This is a genomic window from Amycolatopsis kentuckyensis (assembly GCF_002155975.1).
Classification (GTDB): domain Bacteria; phylum Actinomycetota; class Actinomycetes; order Mycobacteriales; family Pseudonocardiaceae; genus Amycolatopsis; species Amycolatopsis kentuckyensis.
The window spans coordinates 1-22,258 of record NZ_MUMI01000126.1; the positions used below are offsets into that span (position 1 = coordinate 1).

Genomic DNA, 22,258 nt, shown 5'->3' on the forward strand with positions numbered 1-22,258 from the left:
CGGCGCCGTCGACGGCGCCGAGCAGCACGGCCACGGCGTTGACCCGGGCGAGGAGCGGCCGGGAGCGGACGGCGGCCCGCGGCCGGTCACCCGGGCGGACCCGCCGCTGCGCCGGCACCGCTTCGGTGACGACCGTGTCTCTGAGTTCAGTCACCGGTCTCGACCTCTACTTGACATGAGGATTCCATTCTCGCTTTCTTCACGACTCAGCCATTCGAGGCAACACCGGCTCGATCGGGTGAATTTTTCCGCGCAGCCCCGGAAATACACTCGATCGAGGCGGCCCACCAACCCGATCCGGTGATTTTCGGGAACACCAAGTAATTTCGATGACGCGCATCCTTCCGAGGGACTTCCGGGGCCACTAAAGAAACCACACAACATAGCCGAATAGGACTCGACGGCCGCACGAAACCCGATTCCGGCCGGGTGACGGGCAACAGACGAGGACAACCAGACGAGGGGAACCGTGGCGCGCGAAGAGACCACCCTGGCCACACTGTCCGAACCGGACCGAACCGGGGAGCGGACCGGCGGACGGGCGCACGTCGTGCTGCCCGCGTTCAACGAAGAAGCGTCCCTGCCGCCGCTGCTGCGCCGGCTCGCCGACGTGGCCCGCACCGAACAGGTCACCGTCTGGGTCGTCGACGACGGCTCGGCCGACGCCACCGTCGCCGTGGCCGAGGCGGGCTACGGCGGGCTCGACGTCCGCGTCGTGCGGCACCTGGTGAACCTCGGGCTCGGCCGCGCGGTGCAGTCCGGGCTCCGGGCGGCGCTGGAAGACGCGAGCCCGGACGACATCGTCGTCGTGATGGACGCCGACGACACGCACGACCCGGCCCTGATCCGCGCGCTGCAGGCGGAGATCACGGCCGGCGCGGACGTCGCCATCTGCTCCCGGTTCGTCCCGGGCGGCGACGACCGGACCGCCCCGTTCGGGCGGCGGTTGCTCTCCCGCGGCGCGGCCCAGCTGTTCCACCGCGCCCTCGACGTCGACGGCGTCCGGGACTTCACCAGCGGCTACCGCGCCTACCGGGCGTCGCTGCTGGCGCGCGCGTCGGCGCACTGGGGCGAGCGGCTCATCGAGGAGCAGGGTTTCGCCTGCATGGTGGAACTGCTGCTCAAGCTGCGCCACTGCCGCCCGGTGATCACCGAGGTCCCGCTGGCCCTGCGGTACGACCGCAAGCAGGGACCCAGCAAGCTGAAGCTGCGGCGGACCGTCGTGCAATACCTGAAACTGCTCGCCCGCGACCGGCTCAGCCCGGCGCCCTACCGGAAGCTGTGACCCGGTGACCTCTCCCGACTCCCCGCACGTCGCCGTGATCGGCGGCGGCATCTGCGGCCTCGCCGCCGCCCACCGCCTCGCCCGCCGCGGCACCCGCGTGACGCTGCTGGAAAGCAGCGACCAGCTCGGCGGCCTCGGCACGTTCTTCGCCCACGGCGACCGGTGGGTCGAGCGCTTCTACCACTGCATCATGCCGTCCGACGCGAGCCTGCTGGCCCTGCTGGGCGAAGTCGGCCTGCGGGATGCGGTGCGGTGGCGGGAAACCACGATGGGCATGGTCGTCGACGGCGGCCACCACCCGTTCAACTCGCCGCTCGACCTGCTCCGCTTCTCCCCGCTGCGGCTGCACGACCGCGTGCGCTTCGGCGTGGTTTCGCTGCTGCTGCGCCGGTTGGGGAAGGGCCGCGACCTCGACACGCTCCGCACCGAGGACTGGCTGCGCGGGCTCTACGGCGATGTCGTCTGGGAGCGGCTCTTCGCGCCGTTGTTCGGCTCGAAGTTCGGCCCGGCGTTCGGGGACGTGCCCGCGCTGTACCTGTGGCAGCGGCTGGGCCGCGAGCGCAACGTCGCCACCCGCGGCTACCCGGACGGCGGCTACAAGACGATCATCGACGCACTGCGCAGGTCGATCTCCGGGGCGGGCGGCGTGGTGCGCACTTCCACGCCCGTCCAGCGCCTGAGCAGCAACGGCGGCCGTTCGGTCATCACGCTGTCCGGCGGCGAGGTCCTGGAAGCCGACCACGTCGTTTCGACGGTGCCGCTGCCCCTGCTGCGGCGCCTCGCGGACGACGCGCTCGCCACCCGCCTGCCGGCCACCGACCTCCCGTACCAGGGCGTGGTCAACGGCGTGTTCTTCCTCCGGAAGCCGGTCACCGAGCACTACTGGACGCCGGTCCTGCACTCGGGCACCGAGTTCGACGGGGTGGTGGCGATGTCCGCGCTGGCCGGCCCGCACGACGGCCGCCACCTGGTGTACGTCATGCACTACACCGACCGCGACTCGCCGCTGTACCGCGACGACGACGCGGCGATCGCGGCGCGCTGGACGGCCCAGCTGCGGGGGTTGTACCCGGAGCTCGGCGCGGACGACGTCGAGGAGGTGCGGGTGTTCAAGGCGCCGTTCGTGGAACCGGTGTACCCGCTGGGCTACCTGGCCGAGCGGCCGGCGGTGACCGTGGCCGGAACGGGCGTCCTGCTGGCCACCACCGCCCACGTCTACCCGGATGTGACGAGCTGGAACTCGAGCGTCCGGCTGGCGAACGACGTGGTCGCGTTGCTGGCGGATCAGCCGGCCGTCGCCGCGGCTCGCTGATCGAGCAATGCGCCCAGCGCCGTCACGATCCGGGCGGAGGCGGTCCCGTCGCCGTACGGGGACGGGAGGTCGCGGAGGCGCTCCCGGTGGCCGGCCACGTCGTCGAGCCATCGGGCGACCTCCGCGCCGATCGCCGGGCCCGGGAGCACCCTCGTCCCGAACGTGCCGGCGATCTCGGGGCGCTCCGTGCTGCGCCGGACCACCACCACCGGTCGCTTGAGGACACTCGCTTCCTCTTGGATGCCCCCGGAATCGGACACGAGCACCGCCGCCTCCGCGGCCAGTGCGAGGAACGCCGGGTAGGCCTGGGGCTCCAGCTCCACCAGCGGGTCCAGCAGGTGCCGCAGGCCGAACCGCTCGACGCTCTTCGCCGTGCGCGGGTGCAGCGGGAACACCACCGGCAGCGGCAGGCGGCCCAGCTCGCTCAGGATCACCGCCAGCCGCCCGGGGTCGTCGACGTTCTCCGGGCGGTGGATCGTCGCCAGGACGAACCGGTCGCGCTCCAGTCCGCGGGCCGACAGCACCGCCCGGCGGTCCTCCGTCGACGGGAGCGCGGCCTGCAGCGCTTCGACGACGGTGTTGCCGGTGACGGTGATCCGTTCGTCCGGCACGTTTTCCGCCAGCAGGTGGGCCCGGTTGAGCTCGGTCGGCGCGCAGCACAGGTCGGCGAGGTGGTCGATCAGCACGCGGTTGTGCTCTTCCGGCATCGCCCGGTCGTGGCTGCGCAGCCCGGCTTCGACGTGCACCAGCGGGAGATCGTGCGCGTTCGCCGCCAGCGCGCCGGCGAGCGCCGACGTCGTGTCGCCCTGGACGACCACCGCCCGGCCCGGCCGCTCCGCCAGGACCTCGTCGACCGCGCTGACCGTCCGGCCGAGCTGACCGCCGCGGCGGCCCGCGCCCACGCCGAGTTCGTGGAACCGGTCGGACGGCGGCAGGTCCGCGCGGATGCGCGAGTACAGCGCCCGGTCGTAGTGCTGTCCCGTGTAGACGACGGCGCACTCGTCGCCGAACACCCGCATCAGCGGCGCGAGCTTGATCAGTTCCGGCCGCGTGCCGCAGACCAGCGTGATTCCCCCGGTTCCGGCGGGCCTCACGGCCGGCGAACCGGCTTCACGGAAATCTGCGGTGGTCATCGACATGTGCTGCGGATCCTTTCGGGCGGGGAGTTCGCCGCACGCTACTCACCGGAACCGGAAAACCGGTGGCGACTCAGTCGATCGTGTGACGGCACGGTGTCGCCCGGTGGAAATGCGGACGCCCTAGAATGACCGCGATCGGAATACCGGACAGGACGGCCCGCTCTTGCTCAAGAAATTCGCGGTACTGGCGCTCGTGGCGCTCACGGCCACCGTTTCCGCATCCGCACCGCGCGCCGACACCGGGCCGGACTTCCTGCTCCCCGACCTCCGCCAGGCACCACCGGGGTGCGCCGGCGGCAGTTCCGGCGAACTCCCGCTGTGCACGGCCTGGGACGTGTGCCCGGTGATCGACCCGGCCGCGCCCAACGGCCGCTGCGTCGCGCCGTCGGTGGCGAAGGCCGTCCGGCTGCGGTTCACCAGCGCGGAGGAGAACGTCGGCGACGGGCCGCTGGTGCTGTACGGCCGCCGCGAGAGCACGCAGCAGGCGACCATGACGGTCCGGCAGGCGTTGCGCACCGGCACCGACGGTTCGATCCCGGGCGGTTACCGGGCGGCGCAACGCGCGACCGGGGCGTTCACGTACTACGAACCGGCGCTCGCCCACCAGCACTGGCACCTGATGAACTTCGAGCACTTCGCGCTGGTTTCCCGGCAGGGCAAGACGGTGGTCACCGACCGCAAGAACGGGTTCTGCCTCGGCGACCGGTTCGAGGTGCACGACGCCGGCCGGCTGGCCCACGTCCCGGGCGACACCGGACCCGACGCCGACCTCGCAGCGACCCTGCGCGAAAACATGTGCCGCCACCACGAGCCCACCGCCCTGGAGGTGCTCGAGGGGATTTCGGTCGGCTCGGGCGACGACTACAAGTTCACGGTGGACTTCCAGTGGCTGGACATCACCCGGGTGCCGACCGGGACGTACGACCTGGTGAACACGGTGAACGCGGACCGGACGCTGCTGGAGACGAACTACCGGAACAATTCTTCGGCGGTCGCGATGTCGATTTCGTGGCCACAGGGGATGCCGGAACCGGGCGGGACGGTTCCGGCCGCGCCGATCGTCAGGCTGCTGCGGAGCTGCCCGGGCCAGCCCCGCTGCGCCTGAGCCACGAACGCGTCACCAGGGGCGGCCCGCCGTGAGGCGAGCCGTGAAGCCGGTCTCGTCGCGGTGCAGCGTCACCTGGCTGCAGATCTGGTGCGCGATCCACAGCCCCCGGCCGCCGATGCTCCGGTCCGCCGGCAACAGCCCGGCGAACGGATCGGCCGGGCCCGCGCCGGTGTCGTGCACCGAAACGACCATCTGCCCGGCCCCGGCCCAGATCCGCACCCGGACCGGCGGACGGCCGTGGCGGAGCGCGTTGTCCACGATCTCGCTCACCGCCAGCACGAGATCGTCCACCTCGGCCGCGGGCAGGTCCACCGGCGCCGTGGCCAGCACCGCCCGGCGGGCGTCCGCCGGGCGGGGGTCGGCGAGCTCGGCCAGCGGGGCGGTGCCTTCGATCGGGAGCGGCGCCATCGGCCGCGGGTCCGTCAGGAACGACAGCGGGTCGACGTAGCCGGTGTTCGCGTGGTGCCCGCCGCCGGCGGTGGCGACGAAGGGGTGCGTGCGGGCCACGTCGTCGAGGACGTGCCGGGGTGTCGTGCGCATGTCGTAGGCGCACATGCTGCGCAGCGGGAACTCGCCGTAAGCGTGGTTGACCGTCGCCTCGTAGCGGGCCCACCAGTCCCAGGACGTGTCGATCGCCGCCTGCGGGATTTCGCCGAAGATGCGGATGCCGGCCGCGCCGCCGGCGACGAACCCGGCCAGCAGCTCGCGGTAGGACCGGATCGCCGCGGCGGGCCGCGCGTACAGGTCGCGCGTGGACAGGTACTCCACCCGCGCCGACGGCGGCAGGGCGTCGCGCACCAGCTCCGCGCGTTCCGGCTCCATCGACACCAGCGTCGGCTCGCCGGCGGCCAGCCCGCCTTCCAGGAACGGCACGGCGACGGCGAGCAGCTCCTGGTCGCCGTCGTAGTGGACGGCGGCGTGGTCGTAGCCCCGGCCGCTCATGCGGCCCGATCCACGCGCACGCCGGGCAGGTCCAGCAGCTCCACGAGCCGGGCGGGCGTGGCCAGCTTCGTGCGCAACACCACCGTGGCGGCGTGCCGCTCGGCGTAGCCGGCCAGCGCGACCAGGCTGCGGTGGTCGACGAAGTCGAGGCCGACGGCGTCGATGGCGATCGTGCCCCCTTCGGGCCGCAGGCCGGCGCGCTCCAGCGCCAGCGGCCAGAGCCCGCGGGACTCCGGGTCCAGCTCCCCGTCGAGCGCCGCGGCGCTGCCGTCACGCACGTGACCGTGCAGGTGGAACGGTGTCCCGCCCTCGTAGGCGGTGGGGTGCATGCACGCCAGCTGCGCGACGACGTCGCCGCCGAGCTCGGCCACGTCGTAGCCGCACATCGCCGACATCGGGTGGCTCGCCATGTAGTGGTCCACCAGGTGCTCGTAGCGGGCGAAGGCGTCGACCTGGGCGTGGGTGCGCACCAGCGACGTCGCGTCGGCCGCGACCCGCAGCCCGGTGAACCCGGCCGCGAGCGCTTCGGACGTCGCCGCGGCGTAGAGCTCGACCTGGCCGGCCGGGTCGACGACGGCTCCCGTCGGGTAGGCCGCCTCGACCGAAGCGACCTGGACCGCCCCGCGTTCCAGGCCTTCGTCGCAGAGCTCGTCCACCCGCAGCTGCCCGGTCAGCGCGGTCTCGTCGCCCGGGGCGACGTACAGCACCCGCTCGCCGGCCGCCAGGCCCTCGGCCAGGAACTCCTGCGCGTGGGCCACGAATTCGCCACGCCGCCGGTAGCCCCGGCACACGTGGTCGCGGGCCCTCGTAGAGGGCTCGCTTTCCCGCTCGGTCGGCGTCGGCACGGGCCGAGACTACGCCGCCGGCCCGGCACCCGGCCGGGCCCCGGGGTGGCGGACCACCGCCGCCGGTTTCACGCAGACGCAGAACAGGTTGTCCTCCGGATCGGCGAGGACGACCCAGTCGTCGGCCGGGTCGTCCTCGACGTGCCGCACGAACCGCGCGCCCAGGCCGATCAGCCGGTCGACCTCCTGCCGCTGGTCGTCGGCGTAGAGGTCCAGGTGCATCTGGTCACGGGCCGACACCGGCGTCGCGGACCGCTGCAGGGACAGGTTGACGTACCGGCCGCGCAGCAGGCGGAAGTCCTCGTCCTCGGACGACGGCTCGAGGTCCAGCGCCGCGCACCAGAAGCGGGTCATCGTGTCCAGGTCGGTGCAGTTGATCACCGTGCTGCCCAGCCTGATCGCCATGTCGTCTCCCGTCCCGCCGCCGCGTGGTGCTCCCGGCTACCCGCCGGACCGGGCCTCGAACCCCCGCTGGTGCAGGTAGGCGGCGATCCGGACCCGCAGGGCGCGGATGTCGGCCAGGTCGACGGTGAAGGAGCCGCCCGAGCCGGGCCGCGGCGGGTGGCACGGGCCGGCAACGTGGACGAAGCCGCCTTCCGGGTCGTGCCGGGGCGCCGACCAGGCCGGCTCGCCGTCGAGCGTCAGGCGTCCCGCCCGGGCGCGCGCGGTCCAGTAAGTCGGCAGCTTCATCACCTCGCCGAGGGCCTTGGCGAAGCCGGGCAGGTCTTCCTCGCGCAGCACCAGCCCGCGCCCGCCCGGCACCCGGGGAGTCCCGGGGTCGCGGCCCGCGGGCGTGAAAGTGGCCTGGTCGCCGGAGGTCCGAATCGTCCACTGGGGCAATTCGGTCAATGTGGGCACGGTTGCTCCTCGTCCTCGCCGTCCCCCAGGCGCCACCCACCCTAGTTGATCTCCCTCCGGCCGTCGAGGACCGTACCCGGGATCACCCATGAAAGCGCTTTCCGGAAATCGTCGAACGAGTCTTGCTTCGATCTCGCCGTTGCGGTTTCCTTTTCACGAGACCAGTGCGTATTCCGCCGAAGGAGCTCATCCCATGAAAGCAGAACCGGAAATCGCCTCGGCCGGACTCGGCCGGCGCACCGTGTTGCTCGGCGCGGCCGCGGGCGCCGGCGCGCTCGTCCTCGGCACCGGCGCCCCGGCACAGGCGGTCGCCGCACCCGAGGCGGCGTTCTTCAAGGGCGCCGACATCAGCTGGGCCCCGCAGATGGAAGCCCACGGCTACACCTGGAAGAACGCCGCCGGGCAGGCGCAGGACCTGCTGACCATCCTCAAGGGGTACGGCATCAACGCCATCCGCCTGCGGACCTTCGTCAACCCGTCCGGCAGCGCCACCGACGGCCACTGCAGCATCACCGAGGTCGCCGCGCTGGCCAAACGGGTCAAGGCCGCGGGCATGTCCCTCATGCTGGACTACATGTTCGGCGACACCTGGAACTCCGTCGGCGTGCAGAACCCGCCCGCGGCGTGGAAGAACATGAGCTACAACCAGATGCTGTCGGCCATGAACTCCTACGTCGGCCAGACCATGAACGTCATGAAGACCAACGACGTCCTCCCGACCTGGGTGCAGATCGGCAACGAGATCAACAGCGGCATCTGCCGCCCGGTCGGCAGCGTCTCCAACGGAGCACAGATGACCGGCCTGCTCAACGCCGCGTACAACCAGGTCAAGCAGGTGTCGCCGAGCACCACCGTGTGCATCCACCTCGCGCAGCCGCAGAAGTGGGACTCGATGCAGACCTTCTTCAGCCGCTACGCCGGAAACGGCGGCAAGTGGGACATGTCGGTCTTCTCCTCCTACGGCAGCGCGGACCTCGCCGCCGGGATCGTGGCGAACATGCAGAAGATCGCCGGCCAGTACGGGAAGCCGTTCCTGCAGAGCGAGTTCGGCGGCCCGGTGAGCAAGGTTTCGGCCACCAAGGCCTCGCTGGTGGCCTACCTCGGCGCGCTCAAGAGCACCGGCGGCCAGGGCCTGTTCTACTGGGAGCCGGAGGGCTACTCGCCGTTCACCGGCTACGCCAACGTCGCCTGGGACTCCGCCACCCGCAAGCCCACCGCCATCATGGACGGCTTCAAGTAGGCCGAATCGGCGGTGGCCCGCACCGGGCCACCGCCGATCTGTCCACTCAGGACTCGAAGGCGCCGAGGTCGGGAGCGCTGCCGGTGTAGGGCAGGCCGACGTTGGTGCCCTTGTCGATCAGCGAACTGTTCGACGCGAGGCGCAGGTTCGGCAACACCGGCAGGCTGCCGTCGGCCTGGCGCCGCGCGTCCCAGCCACTGGTCGAGACGCTCCGGAACTGCGCGTCCGACAGCGTGCCGCCCACGTTCCAGGAGTTGTACGAAGCGCTCGTGCCGGACATGTTCGAAGTCAGCGTTCCCGCGTAGGCGATGTTGTTGCGGAGGTTGCCCAGTCCGGTGGCCCCGCCGCTCGAGGTGATGCCGAGCATGTTGTAGTCCGGGTGGTTGTCGTAGCTGGTGTTGTTGAAGTAGTCGTTGGCCAGCGTGTGGTGGTTGGCGTAGAAGCCGGCGGCCCTGTTGGTGAACGCCACCGAGGTGCGGACGTAGTGCTTGACGCCGTTGCTGACGTACTTGCCGCCGTAGCCGCCCATCTTGAAGCCGTTGCCGTTGCCGGACGGCGTGGTCGTCTGCGGCAGGTAGCCGTTGCGCCACGCCCACGAGTTCTCGATGGTCACCGACGAGAACGCGTTGATCAGGTCGAACCCGTCGTCGGAGTTCCACCACGCCCGGCAGCCGCGGAAGACGTTGCCCGGGTGGTTGGCGGAGATGTGCGCGCCGAACCCGTCGGCACTTTCGCCGGCGCCGTTCGACGTGCGCGGGTCGTAGTTGTCGTGGGAATCGGAATTGACGACGAGGTTGCCCCCGCCGTCCTGGATGAACAACCCGGGCCCCATGTTGTGGTGCAGGTTGAGCAGTTCGAACGTGTTGTTGCTCCCGGAGATCCAGATACCCCACGACTCGTGGTTCAGGTTGTTGTTCTGGGGGACTCCCTTGACTTCCAGTCCCTTGAGGTGAAGGTAGCTGCCGGTGACGTCGAAGCCCTTGATCCGGCAGTCGTCGCTCACCCGGGAGAAGTCGAAGACCGGTGTTTCGCCGGGGTAGGCCCAGTAGCGGATCGGGCTGCCGGAACTGCCGCTCTTGTTCAGCGTGATCGCGTCCACCCGGTCGGTCTGGCTCGCGCAGGCCTTGTTCGCGCGGGAGTAGGTGTAGGTGCCGCCGCGCAGGTACACCGTGTCGCCCGCCTGCGCGACGGCCTGGGCGTGCGCGACCGACGCCCACGGCGCGGCCTGCGTCCCGGCGGCGGTGTCGCTGCCCGACGGAGCGACGTAGTAGGTCTTCCCGGCCGCCGCGGCGGCCGGCGCGCCGGCGACGGTCACCGCGGTCGCGAACACCACGAGGGAGACGGCGAGTTTCATGGGCACTCCAAAGGTCAGTTGCAGCTGCCGGAGCACGGCACGAACGGCGCCGTCGTCCCGGTCAGCGTCGTGGTGCCGAGCGTCAGCCCGGCCGAGCTCGCGGTCACCGTGACGGTGCCCGCGCCGGTCGCCCGCACCAGGCCGTACGCGACGCCCTGGTAGGCCTTCCGCACCGAGCCGCGGAACGTCTCCTGCACCGGGCTCCCGCTGTCGACCGCCACCAGCACGCCCGGCCCGCTGACGCTGAACGTGATCGGGGCGGACGAGCCGGTCACCACGCGGCCCGAGGAGTCGGCCACGGTCGCCTTGACGTACGAGACGTCGTCCACATCGGTCGACACGGTGCTGTGGTCGGGCGAGAGCAGCACGCGGTTCGCCGTGGTGCCCGTCGCCGGGGGTGACGTCGTGGGCGCGCCCCAGGTGCGCTGCCACGAATACCCGATCGGCCGGACCGTGCCGACGCCGTCCATCAGGCCGAAGTCCGGCTCACCGCGTGGCCACAGCCCGTCGGCCTCACCCAGGTAGGCCGCACCGGTCCAGAGGAAGAGGCCGGTGATCATCGGGTTGTTCTTCACCGCCGTCCACGCGGAGGTGTCGGTGCCCATCTCGGTGAAGAGCCCGGCCCGCGCGGGTGCCGCCTTCGCGGCCTGGAGCACCTCGTCCGGCCGGTAGTTGCCGCCGAAGACGTCGACGATGGTCCGGGTGGCCCCGGTGACGTCGCCGCTGTCGGCCGGCCGGAACAGCGCCTGGGTGACCGGACGGCCCGGGTCCAGGCTGTGCGCGAGGGCGACCATCCGGGTCAGCAGCGGTGTCCGGGTCGCGATCGGGTCGCGGATCTCGTTGCCGGTGCTCCACATCGCCACGCTGGGGTGGTTGCGGTCGCGCATGACCACGCTGGTCGCGTCCACCTGGTACCACGGCACCGAGCCGCTCGCGCCGGGCACCGCCGGTGTGCCGGTGGGTGCGGACGCCGTCCGGTTGAAGTACGTCGCGTAGTCGCCGACGTCGGAGTACTTGTGCTGGGTCCAGACGTCGAAGAACTCGTCGAGGACCAGGAACCCCATCCGGTCGGTCAGCTCGAGCAACGCCGGGCTCGGCGGGTCGTGCGCGGTGCGGATGGCGTTCACCCCGAGCGCCTTCAGCTGGGCGAGCCGCCGCTGCACGGCCCGTTGCGGGGCCGCCATCCCGAGCCCGTGCAGGTCCTGGTGCAGCGCGACACCCTGGAACTTCACGTTCTTGCCGTTGAGGCTCATCCCGGTCGAGGCGCTGAACGTCAGGGTGCGGATGCCCACGGACGTGACGTCGTCGTCCACCGCGGTCCCACCGGAGAGGACGGTGGTCGCCAGCGAGTACAGGTTCGGGTTCGCCAGGTCCCACAGCCTCGGGTTGCTCACCGGCACGTCGTAGGCGAAGATGGCCGACGCCCCGGCGGCGATGGTCTTGGCCGCCGTCGTCACCGCGGGCAGTGCGGCCCCGCCCGGGTCGCTGAGCACGCCCTGGACGCTGACGCTCGCCGCCGCGCCGCCTTCGTTGACCACCGTGGTTTCCGCGTGCACGGTGTTCGCGTTCGGGGTGGTGACCCGGGTCGCCCACTGTCCGATGTGGATCGGGTCGGTCGCGATGAGCCGGACGTCCCGGTAGATCCCGGCGCCGGTGTAGTAGCGCGATGCCGGTTGCGACGTCGTGTCCGTCTTGACGGCGACCACGTTTTCGCCGCCGGGCTTCGCCGCCGCCGTGATGTCGTAGCGGAAACTGGTGTACCCGTAGGGGTGCGTGCCGATGAGCGTGCCGTTGACGTACACGCTCGCGTTGGCCATCACGCCGTCGAACTCGAGGAACACCTTCCGGCCGGCGGGCACCCCGGCCAGCGAGAAGTGCTTGCGGTACCAGCCGATCCCCGACGGTAGGTAGCCACCGCGGCCAGTGCTCGGCGCCGACTGCGAGAACGGGTTGGCCGGCGGAGTGCGGCCCTCGATGCTCCAGTCGTGCGGCACGCTGAGCTTGCGCCAGCCGCCGTCGTCGTAGGACGCGCCACCGGCGCCGCTGGCGTCACCGTAGTTGAACAGCCAGCCGGCGTCGAAGTCCGTGACCACCCGGTACCGGTCGGCCGCGGCGGCGGTGCCGGACACCACGGTCAGCGGCGCGAGCACGAGCGCCACCACCCCGGCGACGGCGCGCCAGGCCGGTGCGGCGCCGCGTACATCGCGCCGCCGCCCACCAAGCCGAAGGTCACCGCGGCGGCGACCATGGCCCACGTCAGCTTCCGGGAACATGGAACGCACCTTCCTCGAGGTCGGCCGGTCACCGGGCCAGCGCGAAACTGGGGTGCGGTGGCTGGTTGTAGGCCGTGTTCTGCCACGCCACGGCCTCGCGGTACTGCCGGTCCTGCATCAGCGACACGTGCGAGATGCTCGTCGCGTCCGTGGTCGAGTAGATCCGCAGCGCGCGGTTGTCCGACGTCGGCCAGACGACCTCTTCGCGCCAGTCGCCGAACAGGTCGGCCTGCAGCGACGGCGTGTTCTTCGTGCCGTTGTTCGCGTGCACGCCGGAGCCGGTCAGCAGCCGGGTGTCGCCGCCGGTGCCGTACTTGTCGATGTGGGTGCCGTCGAGCAGCTCGCGCTGGGCGTCGCCGTCCCAGTAGATGACGAAGTTCGTCGACGACGGCTTGCGCCCGATGTTCTGCCCGCTGGTGTTCAGCAGCCCGGACACCGCGGACGACCACGACTCGGCACCGGGGCTGCCGGCGTAGATGTCGTCCGAGACACCGCGTCCGTTGTCGCAGTTGCAGGAGGCGTTCTGCCAGATGATCTGGCCCGTCTTCGCGTCGGCCATCCAGGCGGCGGGCTTGGCCTTGTCCTCGTCCACTTTGAACTCTTCCAGGCCCGCACGGCTCGGGATCAGGTCGCCGACGTGCATGGCGTCGCCGTGGCCGTTGCGGGTGTTCCACAGTGGACTGCCGTTGTCGTCGATCGCCATGGCGCCGAAGACGATCTCGTCCCGGCCGTCGCCGTCGGCGTCCGCGATGGCCAGCTGGTGGTTGCCCTGGCCGGCGTACTGCGAGCCGGCCGAGTTCGAGTCGAACTTCCACCGCTCGGTCAGCGCCCCGTTCCGGAAGTCCCAGGCGGCGATCACGGTCCGCGTGTAGTAGCCGCGGCTCATGATCAGGCTCGGGCGGGCCCCGTCCAGGTAGGCCGTCCCGGCGAGGAACCGGTCGACGCGGTTGCCGTAGCTGTCACCCCACGAGGACACCGTGCCGCGCGGCGGGTCGTAGTTGACGGTGGACACCGCGGCGCCGGTCTGGCCGGCGAACATCGTCAGGAACTCCGGGCCGGACAGGACGTACCCGCTCGAGTTGCGGTAGTCGGCGCTCGCGTTGCCGATGACCTGGCCGGTGCCCGACCGGGTGCCGTCCGCGGTCTTCATCGCGACCTCGGCCTTGCCGTCGCCGTCGTAGTCGAAGACCTGGAACTGCGTGTAGTGCGCGCCGGCGCGGATGTTGCGCCCGAGGTCGATCCGCCAGAGGCGGGTGCCGTCGAGCCGGTAGGCGTCGACGTAGACGTTGCCGGTGTAGCCGGACTGCGAGTTGTCCTTCGAGTTGGTCGGATCCCACTTCAGCACGAGCTCGTACTGGCCGTCGCCGTCCAGGTCGCCGGCGCTGGCGTCGTTCGCGGTGTAGGTGTAGCTCTCCCCCGACGGCGTCGTGCCCCCGGACGGCGGCTGGATCGGGACGTCCCGGGTGCTCGCGGCGACCCCGCTGGTCAAGGTCAGCGAATCCTCGGCGGCGAAGGCCGACATCCGCTCGACGCCGCCGCTCACCGCGCGCACGGTGTACCGGGCCCCGGCGGGCGCGCCCGCGTCCACGAAGGTCGTCGGTCCGCTGACCGGGTTCGCGGTCACCCTGGTCCCGTCGCGGTAGACGGTGAAGGCCACGCCGGCCGGGTCGTCGGCCAGCAGGCGCCAGCCGACGGTGTTGCCCTGGGCGGTGTGGACGCTGACCACCCCGCGGTTCAGCTTGTCGATCTGCGGCGTGGCCGCGACGGCGGCCGGGACGGGCACCAGACCCGCCGCCAGCACCCCCGCGGCGGCGAGAGCCAGCCGCTTGCCGAAGTTACGCATGACTCCTCATTTCTGCAGTGGACCGCTCAGCGCAGGTAACCCGCGAGGGACAGGTTCAGTTCGCGGACGCCCTGCACCACGAGATTCGCCATCTGGGCCGCGCCGTAGGCCGAGAAGTGCGTGTTGTCGGTGACGCCGTCGGCGGCCTGGGTGAGGTAGATCTTCTGCGACGCCGACGGGCCGAGGGACTCGACCAGGGCTTTGCTCTTGGCCGTCAGGTCGATCACCGGCACGTTCGCGCTCTTGCCGAGCGCCCGGATCACCGCGGGCAGGTCGGCGCCCACGCCGTTGACGTGCAAGGCGGTTTCGGTCAGCTTGGTACCGCTGAACAGCCGCCGCACCGGTGGCGTCACCAGCACCGGGATGCCGCCGCGTTCCCGGACGCCGTTGACCAGCTTCGAGAGGTTGTCGCGGAACGCCGTCGCCGACGTCTGCTTGTCGTTGTGCCCGAACTGGACGAGCACCAGGTCCTGGCTCTTGATCAGCGGCTTGAGCGTGGGGAACAGTTTGCCGTTCGACAGGAAGCTGCCCGAGCTCTCGCCCGAGTCCCCGTAGTTGGCGATCACGGCCCCGCCGCGCACGGCGGCGGGCAGGATCTGGCCCCAGCCGGTGTAGGGCGCCACCGGCTGGTCGCAGACGGTCGAGTCGCCGGCCAGGTACGTCACCAGCGGGGCCGCGGCCGCTGTCACGGTCAGCGAGCCGATCGCGGGCGCGCTGCCGCCGAACGTGATGTCCAGGCCCGCGGTGCCGGTGCCGCCCTGGCCGGTGGGCTGCCCCTCGGGGGTGCGCACATTGACCGTGACCGTCGTGGGGACGACCTGGCCCGCGCTCGTCGCGACGGCGTTCAGGACCTGCCGGCGCGCCTCCACCGCCATCGAGGTGTTCGCCGCCTTCGCCGGGCTGCCGAGCCCCACCGTGACGTCGTAGTTTCCCGGCGCGACGGCGAAGTGGCACTTGATCGGCGCGGTGCCCGAGCACGGTGCGGGAAGCGCTTGCTGGACGGCCGCGGCCACCTCCGGTGCGGGAACCAGGGTGGCCGCGGCCAGGCCGGCGAGGATGACCGCTCCCTGCCTGAGTGACATGAGGACTCCTTTGTCCTGAGCGGCTTCTTTCAGCCGGCCGAGCAGGTGCTTCCGTTGAGCGTGAACGCCGTCGGCGCCGGGTTGGAGCCGGTGTAGGTGCCGTTGAAGCCGATGCCGATCGAGGAGTTCGGTGCCAGCGAGCCGTTCCAGCTCAGGTTCTTGGCGGTGACGCCGCTGCCGGACTGGGCGAAGGTGGCACCCCAGCCGGGCAGGGTCACCTGCTGGCCGCCGGCGAAGGTGAACGCGAGCGTCCAGCCGTTGACCGCGCTCGTGCCCGTGTTCGTGATGGTGACGTTGGCGGTGAACCCGTTGCCGCCACCCCAGTTCGAGGCGGTGTAGGCGATCTTGCACGCGCCGGTCCCGCCGCCCGCGCTCGTCGTCGCCGTCGCGGTCCCGGAAGCGGCCGAGGTGTTCCCGGCGGCGTCCCTGGCCCGCACCTGGTACCGGTAGGTGCTCGACGCGGCCAGCCCGCTGTCGGTGTACGACGTCGTCGCGGCCGAGCCGACCACGGCGAACGTGCCGCCGCTCGCCCCCGGCGCCCGCAGGACGTCGTAGCCGGTGACGCCGACGTTGTCGGTCGACGCCGTCCAGCTCAGCGTGGCCCCGCTCGAAGTCACGCCCGACACGGCCGGCGTGCCCGGGACGGACGGCGCCTGGGTGTCCGCCTGGCCGCCGCCGAAGATGGTGGCTTCCTTCGACGTCTGCCGGATCCCGTTGGCGCCGTTGAGGAACCGCTCGCCCCACGCGGTCAGGCTGGCCGGGTCGAAGCCGTTCGTCATGTCGAGGTAGCCGACGTCGCTGCTGTTGCCGCTCCACGACCAGCCGAGGTAGCCGAGCCCGCGGGCCTGCGCCTGGGCCATGATGGTGTCTTCGTCCGGGTTGCCGTCGGTGTGCATGTTCCCGAACTCGCCGACGACCAGCGGCAGCCCGGCGGTGCGGAAGGCGTCGAAGTACGCGTTGATCTCGGCGGCGGTGTCGTAGACGCCGTACATGTGGATGGAGAAGACCGTGTTGTGCTGCGGGTCGGCGGTGAACACCGTGCCCGCGTTGTCCCGCATGATGTTCTGCCAGTCCTGGCCCCACATCGGCGCGTCGGCCATCAGCAGGTGCTGCAGCCCGGCGGCCCGCAGCCGCTTGATCGCGTTGCCCGTCGCGCTCGTCCAGGTCGCGCTGACCTGCTGGTCGTTGCCGAACGGCTCGTTGCCCAGGTTGATGACCGCGTAGCTTTCCTGGCCCTTCAGCGCACTGGCGACGCTGATCCAGTAACTGGCCGCCTGGTCGAGGGTGGCGGCCCCGCTCTGCTCGCCGTACCCGGTGGTGTCGTGCACCTCCAGGACGCAGATCAGCCGGTTCTGCTTGCACAACCCGATGACGCTGGTGACCTCGGCGGCCGGGGTCGGCCCCCACCGCTGCCCGCTGCCGAGCACGACCCGGACCGTGTTGGCGCCGAAGGACTTGATGTCGGCGAAGGCCCGGTTCTGGCCCGGGTACCAGACGTAGGCGTGGTTCACCCCGCGCATCACGAACGGACTTCCGTTGGCTTCGACGATCCGGGTGCCGTCGACGTGCAGGCCGGTCGCGGCGGGCGTGTCGGGGCCGAGCGCCGCCACCAGGGCGGGGTACCAGCGGCTCTCGATCTTCTGGATGCCGGTGGTGCTGTTGGGGTGGACGCCGTCACCGGTGTCGGCCGCGGTGTCGAACCCGGTCCACTGGTCGACGACGGTGATCGGCGACGCGGCCGTCGAGTGCGCCTGCGCCCAGCCGGGGATGGCGTTGTCCAGGTCGACGACCCGCTGCCCGCAGGCCGCGCAGTTGCTCGGGTTCATCGGGATGATCTTGGCCACGATCAGCTTCGTCGCCGGGTTCGCGGCCCGCATCTGGCCCAGCAGCGTCGTGTAGGCGTCGAGGATCGTGCTCGCCGGGATGTTGTTCCAGACGTCGTTGGTGCCCAGGTGCATCAGGACGATGTCCGGGTGCGTCGCCGACAGCCAGCCGGGCAGCTGGTTGTCCCGGGCGATCCCGGTCGCCAGGAACCCGCCGTGGCCCTCGTTCTCGCCGTCGTAGGTGAAACCGCAGCCCTGCGCGGGCAGCGTGCCGACGAAGTCGACTTCCGCGTGGCCGGTGTCCTGGAGGTGTTTCCACAGCAGCGCCCGCCAGCAGCCGGGCGACCCGGTGATGGAGTCGCCCAGCGCCATGACCCGCGGGGGCGCGGCCGCTTCGGCCGCGGCCGGAGCCACGACGGCACCCGCGGCCAGCAGCAAGCCGGCCACGAGCACGCGGAGGAATCGCCAGTTCATTACCGACCTCCTGGAGAACCACTCGACAGGAAAGTTTCAGGCTGGGAGCGCTCCCACGGTAACACGGGAGCCACGGGCGGAACACCGGCGGCGAGACAGAAAGCGGCCAATCTGCTTAACGTTAAGCTCGCCGGCGCGCCCATCGAGAAAGCGTTTTCTCATGGCGGTCAAGCTCGCCAGCGGACTTGCGGGTTGAACCGGCCGGAGCGGTCGAAGACGGCCTGGTTCTCCCAGCCGTTGCCGGACCCGGTGATGTCGGCCGGGTCCCAGCCGTTGCCCTTGACCGCGTACCAGCTGGGCTCCCAGTAGAAGATGCCGCTCGCGCCGGCGGCCCGGGCAGTGTCCTGGACCGCGGTGAAGTTCGCCGCCTGCCCGGCCGGGGTGGCCGGATAGCCCGCGCACGGCTGCGCGGCCGAGATGACGTTGGGCGTGCTGTCGTCGTTGGCCGTCGTGTACGGGTACGCCGTTTCGGCGAGGATGACCGGCTTGCCGTACCGGGACCGCACGTCGGACACCACACTCGCCAGGTTCGCCATCGTGCCGTGCCAGTAGCAGTAGTAGGACAGGCCGGTGATGTCCCACGGGACGCCCTTCGCCCGGATGCCGTCGTAGAACCAGCGGGCGTGCGCGTCGCTGTCGGCGTCCGCGGTGTGGATGACCACCTGGGTGCCGCTGTTGCAGGCTTTGGTGGCGTTGTACCCGGCTTTGAGCAGCAGGCTGAGGTTGGTGAAGTCGTTGTCGACGACTTTCCCGTCGTTCCACAGCATGCCGACGTTGATCTCGTTGCCGATCTGCACGCTGTCCGGCGTCGTGCCCTGGGCCTTGAGCCCGGAACACACGTCGTAGGTGTAGTCGTACACGTCGGTCTGCAGCCGGCCGACGGGGTGCGCGGCCCAGGCCGCCGGCTTGGTCTGCGTGCCGGGATCGGCCCACGTGTCGGAGTAGTGGAAGTCGACCAGGAGCTTGAGCCCCTTGGCCTTCACCGCGCGGGCGTACTGCAGCACCTTGGCCTTGTTGTTGTAGCCGCTGCGCGGGTTGTTCCACACGCGCAGGCGCACGTAGTTGACGCCCGCGCCCTTGAGGATGTCGAGGGGATCACGGGCCACCCCGGCCGCGTCGGTGTACTGGGCGCCGAGGTCGAGCGCCCGCTGGGTGGTCGAAAGGTCCGCGCCCAGCATCCCGAGGGAATTCGCGGCGGCCGACGCCGTCGGTGCGGGCAGGACGAGGGTCGTCAGGACCAGGGCCGCCGTCGCCAGGCGGCCGGTACGGGACACGGTCATCCGATCTCCTTTGATCGAGTTCTCGGGCTGTTCGACGCCGGTTACGGCCACCTCGCGCGGCCGGCCCGCAGCGGGCGGCGGCTGGACTCGCGGACCACCAGCTCGGGCGTGAACACCACGTGGCGGTGCTCGTGCTCGGCCGGCGCCTGCGATTCGGCGATGACCAGGGCCGCCGCCGCGCGGCCGATCTCGTGCCGCGGCTGGCGGACCGACGTCAGCGGGACCGCGGCCGCGGCCGCGAAGTCGATGTCGTCGTAGCCCACGATCGCCAGGTCCTCCGGGACCCGGACACCCGCCCGGACCGTGGCCTGCAGGAGGCCCAGCGCCAGCAGGTCGTTCGCGCAGAAGACGGCGTCCGGCAGCACCGCCCTGGCCAGCAGCTGCTCGCCGGCGCGCAGGCCGCTCGCCACGTTGAGGGCCGGGGCCGGGAGCACCTCGAGGACGTCCGGCGGGCGGCCGGCCAGGCGGACCGCGTCGCGGGCGCCGCGGTGGCGTTCGGCCGCCTGGTGGACGCCGGCCGGGCCGGTGACCATCACGATCCGCTCGCACCCCTCGGCCAGCAGGTGGGTGACCGCGAGCTCGCCGCCGTGGCGGTCGTCCACCGCGACCGAGCACAGGTCGTCCGCCGCGGTCGGGTGGTCGAGCAGGACCACCGAAATCCCCCGCTCCCGCAGCCACCGCACCGGCACCGGCCCGGACTCCACCGGCGTGATCAGCACCCCGTGCACCCGCTGCGCGGCCAGCAGCTCGACGTGCCCGCGTTCCTTGGCCGCGGATTCGCCGCTGTTGCACAGGATCACCGCGTGCCCGGCTTCGCTCGCCGCCTCTTCGACGCCGCGGGCGACGTCGGTGAAGAACGGGTTGCCGACGTCGAGCACCACCAGCCCGATCGTGCGGGCGGTGCCGGACCGCAGCTGGCGCGCCGGCTCGTTGCGGACGTACCCCAGCGCGTCGATGGCGGCGAGCACCCGGGCGCGGGTGGCGGCGGCGACCACGTCGGGGCGGTTCAGCACGTTGGACACCGTGCCGACCGACACCTCGGCCCGGAGGGCGACGTCCCGGATGCCGATCGGCGGCTTCACCGGGCACCCACCGCGACCGCGGCCAGCACGAGCAGGCCCGGGGCGACGACCACGAAGGCCGGCGCCTGCCCCACCACGACGGCCACGACGACGATCGCGACGACCAGCCCGCAGCTGCCGCGCCAGTCCGCGACCGCCTCCCGGCCGGCCACCGCCAGCACCTCCGGCCAGCGCCGCCCCGGTCGCCAGGCCGCCGCGCCGCGCAGGCCGGCCGCGAGGAGCGCGGCGAGCACCAGTCCCAGCACGGCGCCGAACACCCGGCCGCCGGGCAGCCCGCCCAGCACCGCGACGACGTCGACGGTCCCGACGACCAGCAGGCCCACCGGGGCCAGCACCGCCACCGGGTGGTCGAACGCCGCGCGGAACAGCCGGGCGAACCGGCGCACGGTCGGCGTCCGCACGTCCGCGGCGACCTCGGTGACCAGGACCGAACCGGCCGCCGCCGCGGCCAAGGACGTCACGACGAACACCGAGGCCGCGCAGACCAGCAGGCCGACGAACAGGACCTCGGCGAGCAGCGTCAGCGAGCGGTACCGCGTGTTCATCCCTTCAGCCCCGAGGTCGCCACGCCTTCGACCAGGTACCGCTGGAAGGCGAAGAAGAACAGCCCGATCGGCAGCAGGGCGAGCACCGACATGGCGAACATCGGCCCGAACGCCGACTGGCTCGTCTGGTCGACGAAGATCTGCAGCGCCAGCGGCAGGGTGAACTTGCCGGGGTCGTTGAGGTAGATCAGCTGGGAGAAGAAGTCGTTCCAGGTCCAGATGAAGGTGAAGATCGCGGTGGTGATCAGGGCCGGGCGCAGCAGGGGCGCGATCACGTACCGGAACGTCCGCACCGGCCCGCAGCCGTCGATCGTCGCCGCCTCGTCGAGTTCCCCGGGCAGGGTGCGGATGAACTGCACCATCAGGAAGACGAAGAACGCGTCGGTGGCCAGGAACTTCGGCAGCACGAGCGGCCAGAACGTGTTGACCATGCCGAGCTTCTGGAAGATCACGTACTGCGGGATGAGCACGACGTGCTGCGGCAGCATGATCGTGGAGAGCAGGAACCCGAACATCGGCCCGCGGCCCCGGAAGTGCAGCCGGGCGAACGCGTAGGCGGCCAGCGAACACGACAGGACGTTCCCGATCACCGCGCCGACGGAGATCACCAGCGAGTTGGCGAAGTAGTGCCCCACGCCGTACCCGGCCACTCCCGCGAACACCTGCGTGTAGTTGTCCCCGGTCGCGTGTGACGGCAGCAGCGAAAGCCCGGCCAGCACTTCCTCCGCGGGCTTGAACGACGCCGAGACCAGCCAGACCACGGGGTACAGCAGCACCACCAGGATGAGCACCATCAGCAGGTGCCACCCCCACGACCGGCGGGTCATCGCCCCTCCCCCGCGTAGAACACCCACCGGCGCGAGCCGCGGAACAGCAGCGCGGTGAGCACGCCGATCACCACCAGCAGCACCCAGGCCATCGCCGAGGCGAAACCCATCCGGAAGTCGGTGAACCCCCGCTGGTAGAGGTAGAGCGTGTAGAGCAGGGTCGAGTCGCTGGGTCCGCCGCGGCCGTTGCTGACGACGAACGCGCCGGTGAACGACTGGAAACTGTGGATGGTCTCCAGCACCAGGTTGAACAGCAGCACCGGGGACAGCATCGGGAGCGTCACCGACCGGAACCGGCGGAGGGCACCGGCGCCGTCGAGTTCCGCCGCCTCGTACAGCTCCTTCGGGATCTGCTTGAGCCCGGCCAGGAAGATCACCATCGGCGCGCCGAACTGCCAGACGGCCAGCGCGATCACCGCCAGGAGCGCGAACTGCGGCTGGTCGACCCAGCCGCCGGTGTCGAGGCCGAACGCGGCCAGCACCCGGTCGGCGGTGCCGCCGGTGGCGAACATCGCCCGCCAGACCAGAGCGAGGCTCACGCTCGCGCCGAGCAGCGAGGGCGCGTAGAACGCCGAGCGGTACAGCCCGGCGCCGCGGTGGGCGCGGTTCAGCAGCATCGCCACGGCCAGCGCCAACCCGAGCTTGAGCGGCACCGAAAGCCCGACGTACCGGGCGGTGACGCCGGCGGCGTGCCAGAACCGGTCGTCGCGGGTGAACATCGTGACGTAGTTGTCCAGGCCGACCCAGTGCGGCGCGTCGAACAGGTCGTAGTCGGTGAACGACAGGTACAGCGAGGCGATCATCGGGCCGATGGTCAGCACCAGCACGCCGATCAGCCACGGCGACAGGAACAGGTACCCGGCGCCCTGGCCGGCCCGGCGGCGGCGGGGCACGGCCCGTTCCCGCGCCACCGGGCGGTCCAGCACAGCTTGCGTCATCGTGCGTC

The 22,258-nt window shown here is 71.3% G+C and carries 19 protein-coding genes; 4 read left to right on the top strand and 15 right to left on the bottom strand.

The window, feature by feature from the left end; all coding sequences use genetic code 11:
* The first annotated feature begins 469 nt into the window (after positions 1-469).
* Positions 470-1,285 (top strand): glycosyltransferase, encoded by an 816-nt coding sequence (locus CCN39_RS13625; RefSeq protein ID WP_086841954.1) that lies wholly within the window; start codon positions 470-472, stop codon positions 1,283-1,285.
* 4 nt (positions 1,286-1,289) lie between these two features.
* Positions 1,290-2,597, top strand: coding sequence for an NAD(P)/FAD-dependent oxidoreductase (locus CCN39_RS13630; protein ID WP_086841955.1), 1,308 nt, complete (start codon positions 1,290-1,292; stop codon positions 2,595-2,597).
* On the opposite strand, the gene wecB is transcribed toward CCN39_RS13630, so the two are convergent.
* The gene (wecB, locus tag CCN39_RS13635; protein WP_086841957.1) at positions 2,570-3,736 is read right to left on the bottom strand and encodes a non-hydrolyzing UDP-N-acetylglucosamine 2-epimerase; all 1,167 of its coding nucleotides are present in this window, start codon (positions 3,734-3,736) and stop codon (positions 2,570-2,572) included. The two genes, CCN39_RS13630 and wecB, sit on opposite strands and share 28 nt — an antisense overlap.
* A 163-nt stretch (positions 3,737-3,899) precedes the next feature.
* On the opposite strand from wecB, the gene CCN39_RS13640 reads away from it, so the two are divergent.
* The gene (locus CCN39_RS13640; RefSeq protein WP_086841959.1) at positions 3,900-4,841 is read left to right on the top strand and encodes a lysyl oxidase family protein; all 942 of its coding nucleotides are present in this window, start codon (positions 3,900-3,902) and stop codon (positions 4,839-4,841) included.
* A gap of 12 nt (positions 4,842-4,853) precedes the next feature.
* Here the strand turns inward: CCN39_RS13640 and CCN39_RS13645 are convergent, their stop codons facing one another.
* Genes CCN39_RS13645 through CCN39_RS13660 form a run of 4 tightly spaced genes read right to left on the bottom strand, consistent with a single transcriptional unit; the run spans position 4,854 to position 7,489 of the window.
* Positions 4,854-5,786: a sensor histidine kinase gene (locus CCN39_RS13645; protein ID WP_086842053.1), complete on the bottom strand. Its 933-nt coding sequence runs from the start codon at positions 5,784-5,786 to the stop codon at positions 4,854-4,856.
* Positions 5,783-6,631: an MEDS domain-containing protein gene (locus CCN39_RS13650; protein WP_244210770.1), complete on the bottom strand. Its 849-nt coding sequence runs from the start codon at positions 6,629-6,631 to the stop codon at positions 5,783-5,785. The genes CCN39_RS13645 and CCN39_RS13650 overlap by 4 nt, the downstream gene beginning before the upstream one ends.
* A 9-nt stretch (positions 6,632-6,640) precedes the next feature.
* Complete coding sequence (locus CCN39_RS13655; protein ID WP_086841961.1) at positions 6,641-7,036, bottom strand: VOC family protein; 396 nt, start codon at positions 7,034-7,036, stop codon at positions 6,641-6,643.
* 36 nt (positions 7,037-7,072) lie between these two features.
* Complete coding sequence (locus CCN39_RS13660) at positions 7,073-7,489, bottom strand: hypothetical protein (RefSeq protein ID WP_086841963.1); 417 nt, start codon at positions 7,487-7,489, stop codon at positions 7,073-7,075.
* A 193-nt stretch (positions 7,490-7,682) separates the two neighbouring features.
* On the opposite strand from CCN39_RS13660, the gene CCN39_RS13665 reads away from it, so the two are divergent.
* Positions 7,683-8,729 carry a glycosyl hydrolase 53 family protein gene (locus CCN39_RS13665; protein WP_086841965.1) on the top strand — a complete coding sequence of 349 codons (1,047 nt, stop codon included), beginning with the start codon at positions 7,683-7,685 and terminating at the stop codon, positions 8,727-8,729.
* A gap of 46 nt (positions 8,730-8,775) precedes the next feature.
* Here CCN39_RS13665 and CCN39_RS13670 read toward each other — a convergent pair whose 3' ends face one another.
* The 10 genes from CCN39_RS13670 to CCN39_RS13715 form a co-directional block, all read right to left on the bottom strand.
* Complete coding sequence (locus CCN39_RS13670; RefSeq protein WP_086841967.1) at positions 8,776-10,083, bottom strand: right-handed parallel beta-helix repeat-containing protein; 1,308 nt, start codon at positions 10,081-10,083, stop codon at positions 8,776-8,778.
* A 14-nt stretch (positions 10,084-10,097) separates the two neighbouring features.
* On the bottom strand, positions 10,098-12,356 hold the full coding sequence (locus CCN39_RS13675) for a glycoside hydrolase family 2 TIM barrel-domain containing protein (protein WP_244210771.1): 2,259 nt from the start codon (positions 12,354-12,356) through the stop codon (positions 10,098-10,100).
* Between the two features lie 28 nt (positions 12,357-12,384).
* Complete coding sequence (locus tag CCN39_RS13680) at positions 12,385-14,199, bottom strand: rhamnogalacturonan lyase (RefSeq protein WP_086841971.1); 1,815 nt, start codon at positions 14,197-14,199, stop codon at positions 12,385-12,387.
* Positions 14,200-14,225: 26 nt separating this feature from the next.
* A complete protein-coding gene (locus tag CCN39_RS13685) occupies positions 14,226-15,281 on the bottom strand; it encodes a rhamnogalacturonan acetylesterase (protein WP_086841973.1) in 1,056 nt (351 codons plus the stop codon).
* A 29-nt stretch (positions 15,282-15,310) separates the two neighbouring features.
* Positions 15,311-17,578, bottom strand: coding sequence for a cellulase family glycosylhydrolase (locus CCN39_RS13690; RefSeq protein ID WP_086841975.1), 2,268 nt, complete (start codon positions 17,576-17,578; stop codon positions 15,311-15,313).
* A 167-nt stretch (positions 17,579-17,745) separates the two neighbouring features.
* A complete protein-coding gene (locus CCN39_RS13695) occupies positions 17,746-18,858 on the bottom strand; it encodes a glycoside hydrolase family 53 protein (protein WP_086841977.1) in 1,113 nt (370 codons plus the stop codon).
* A 41-nt stretch (positions 18,859-18,899) separates the two neighbouring features.
* Complete coding sequence (locus CCN39_RS13700) at positions 18,900-19,940, bottom strand: LacI family DNA-binding transcriptional regulator (protein WP_086841979.1); 1,041 nt, start codon at positions 19,938-19,940, stop codon at positions 18,900-18,902.
* On the bottom strand, positions 19,937-20,485 hold the full coding sequence (locus CCN39_RS13705) for a hypothetical protein (protein ID WP_086841981.1): 549 nt from the start codon (positions 20,483-20,485) through the stop codon (positions 19,937-19,939). The genes CCN39_RS13700 and CCN39_RS13705 overlap by 4 nt, the downstream gene beginning before the upstream one ends.
* Entirely contained in the window at positions 20,482-21,312 is an 831-nt protein-coding gene (locus tag CCN39_RS13710) for a carbohydrate ABC transporter permease (RefSeq protein WP_086841983.1), read from the bottom strand. The genes CCN39_RS13705 and CCN39_RS13710 overlap by 4 nt, the downstream gene beginning before the upstream one ends.
* Positions 21,309-22,250 (bottom strand): carbohydrate ABC transporter permease, encoded by a 942-nt coding sequence (locus tag CCN39_RS13715; protein WP_086841985.1) that lies wholly within the window; start codon positions 22,248-22,250, stop codon positions 21,309-21,311. Before CCN39_RS13715 ends, CCN39_RS13710 begins: the two co-directional genes overlap by 4 nt.
* Positions 22,251-22,258: the final 8 nt, after the last annotated feature.

Coding starts and splice junctions, on each gene's coding strand:
- CCN39_RS13715 (WP_086841985.1), bottom strand. CDS start 22,250: ATGACGCAAGCTGTGCTGGACCGCCCGGTGGCGCGGGAACGGGCCGTG.
- CCN39_RS13710 (WP_086841983.1), bottom strand. CDS start 21,312: ATGACCCGCCGGTCGTGGGGGTGGCACCTGCTGATGGTGCTCATCCTG.
- CCN39_RS13695 (WP_086841977.1), bottom strand. CDS start 18,858: ATGACCGTGTCCCGTACCGGCCGCCTGGCGACGGCGGCCCTGGTCCTG.
- CCN39_RS13670 (WP_086841967.1), bottom strand. CDS start 10,083: ATGAAACTCGCCGTCTCCCTCGTGGTGTTCGCGACCGCGGTGACCGTC.
- wecB (WP_086841957.1), bottom strand. CDS start 3,736: ATGTCGATGACCACCGCAGATTTCCGTGAAGCCGGTTCGCCGGCCGTG.
- CCN39_RS13645 (WP_086842053.1), bottom strand. CDS start 5,786: ATGAGCGGCCGGGGCTACGACCACGCCGCCGTCCACTACGACGGCGAC.
- CCN39_RS13685 (WP_086841973.1), bottom strand. CDS start 15,281: ATGTCACTCAGGCAGGGAGCGGTCATCCTCGCCGGCCTGGCCGCGGCC.
- CCN39_RS13655 (WP_086841961.1), bottom strand. CDS start 7,036: ATGGCGATCAGGCTGGGCAGCACGGTGATCAACTGCACCGACCTGGAC.
- CCN39_RS13675 (WP_244210771.1), bottom strand. CDS start 12,356: ATGTTCCCGGAAGCTGACGTGGGCCATGGTCGCCGCCGCGGTGACCTT.
- CCN39_RS13705 (WP_086841981.1), bottom strand. CDS start 20,485: ATGAACACGCGGTACCGCTCGCTGACGCTGCTCGCCGAGGTCCTGTTC.
- CCN39_RS13680 (WP_086841971.1), bottom strand. CDS start 14,199: ATGCGTAACTTCGGCAAGCGGCTGGCTCTCGCCGCCGCGGGGGTGCTG.
- CCN39_RS13665 (WP_086841965.1), top strand. CDS start 7,683: ATGAAAGCAGAACCGGAAATCGCCTCGGCCGGACTCGGCCGGCGCACC.
- CCN39_RS13690 (WP_086841975.1), bottom strand. CDS start 17,578: ATGAACTGGCGATTCCTCCGCGTGCTCGTGGCCGGCTTGCTGCTGGCC.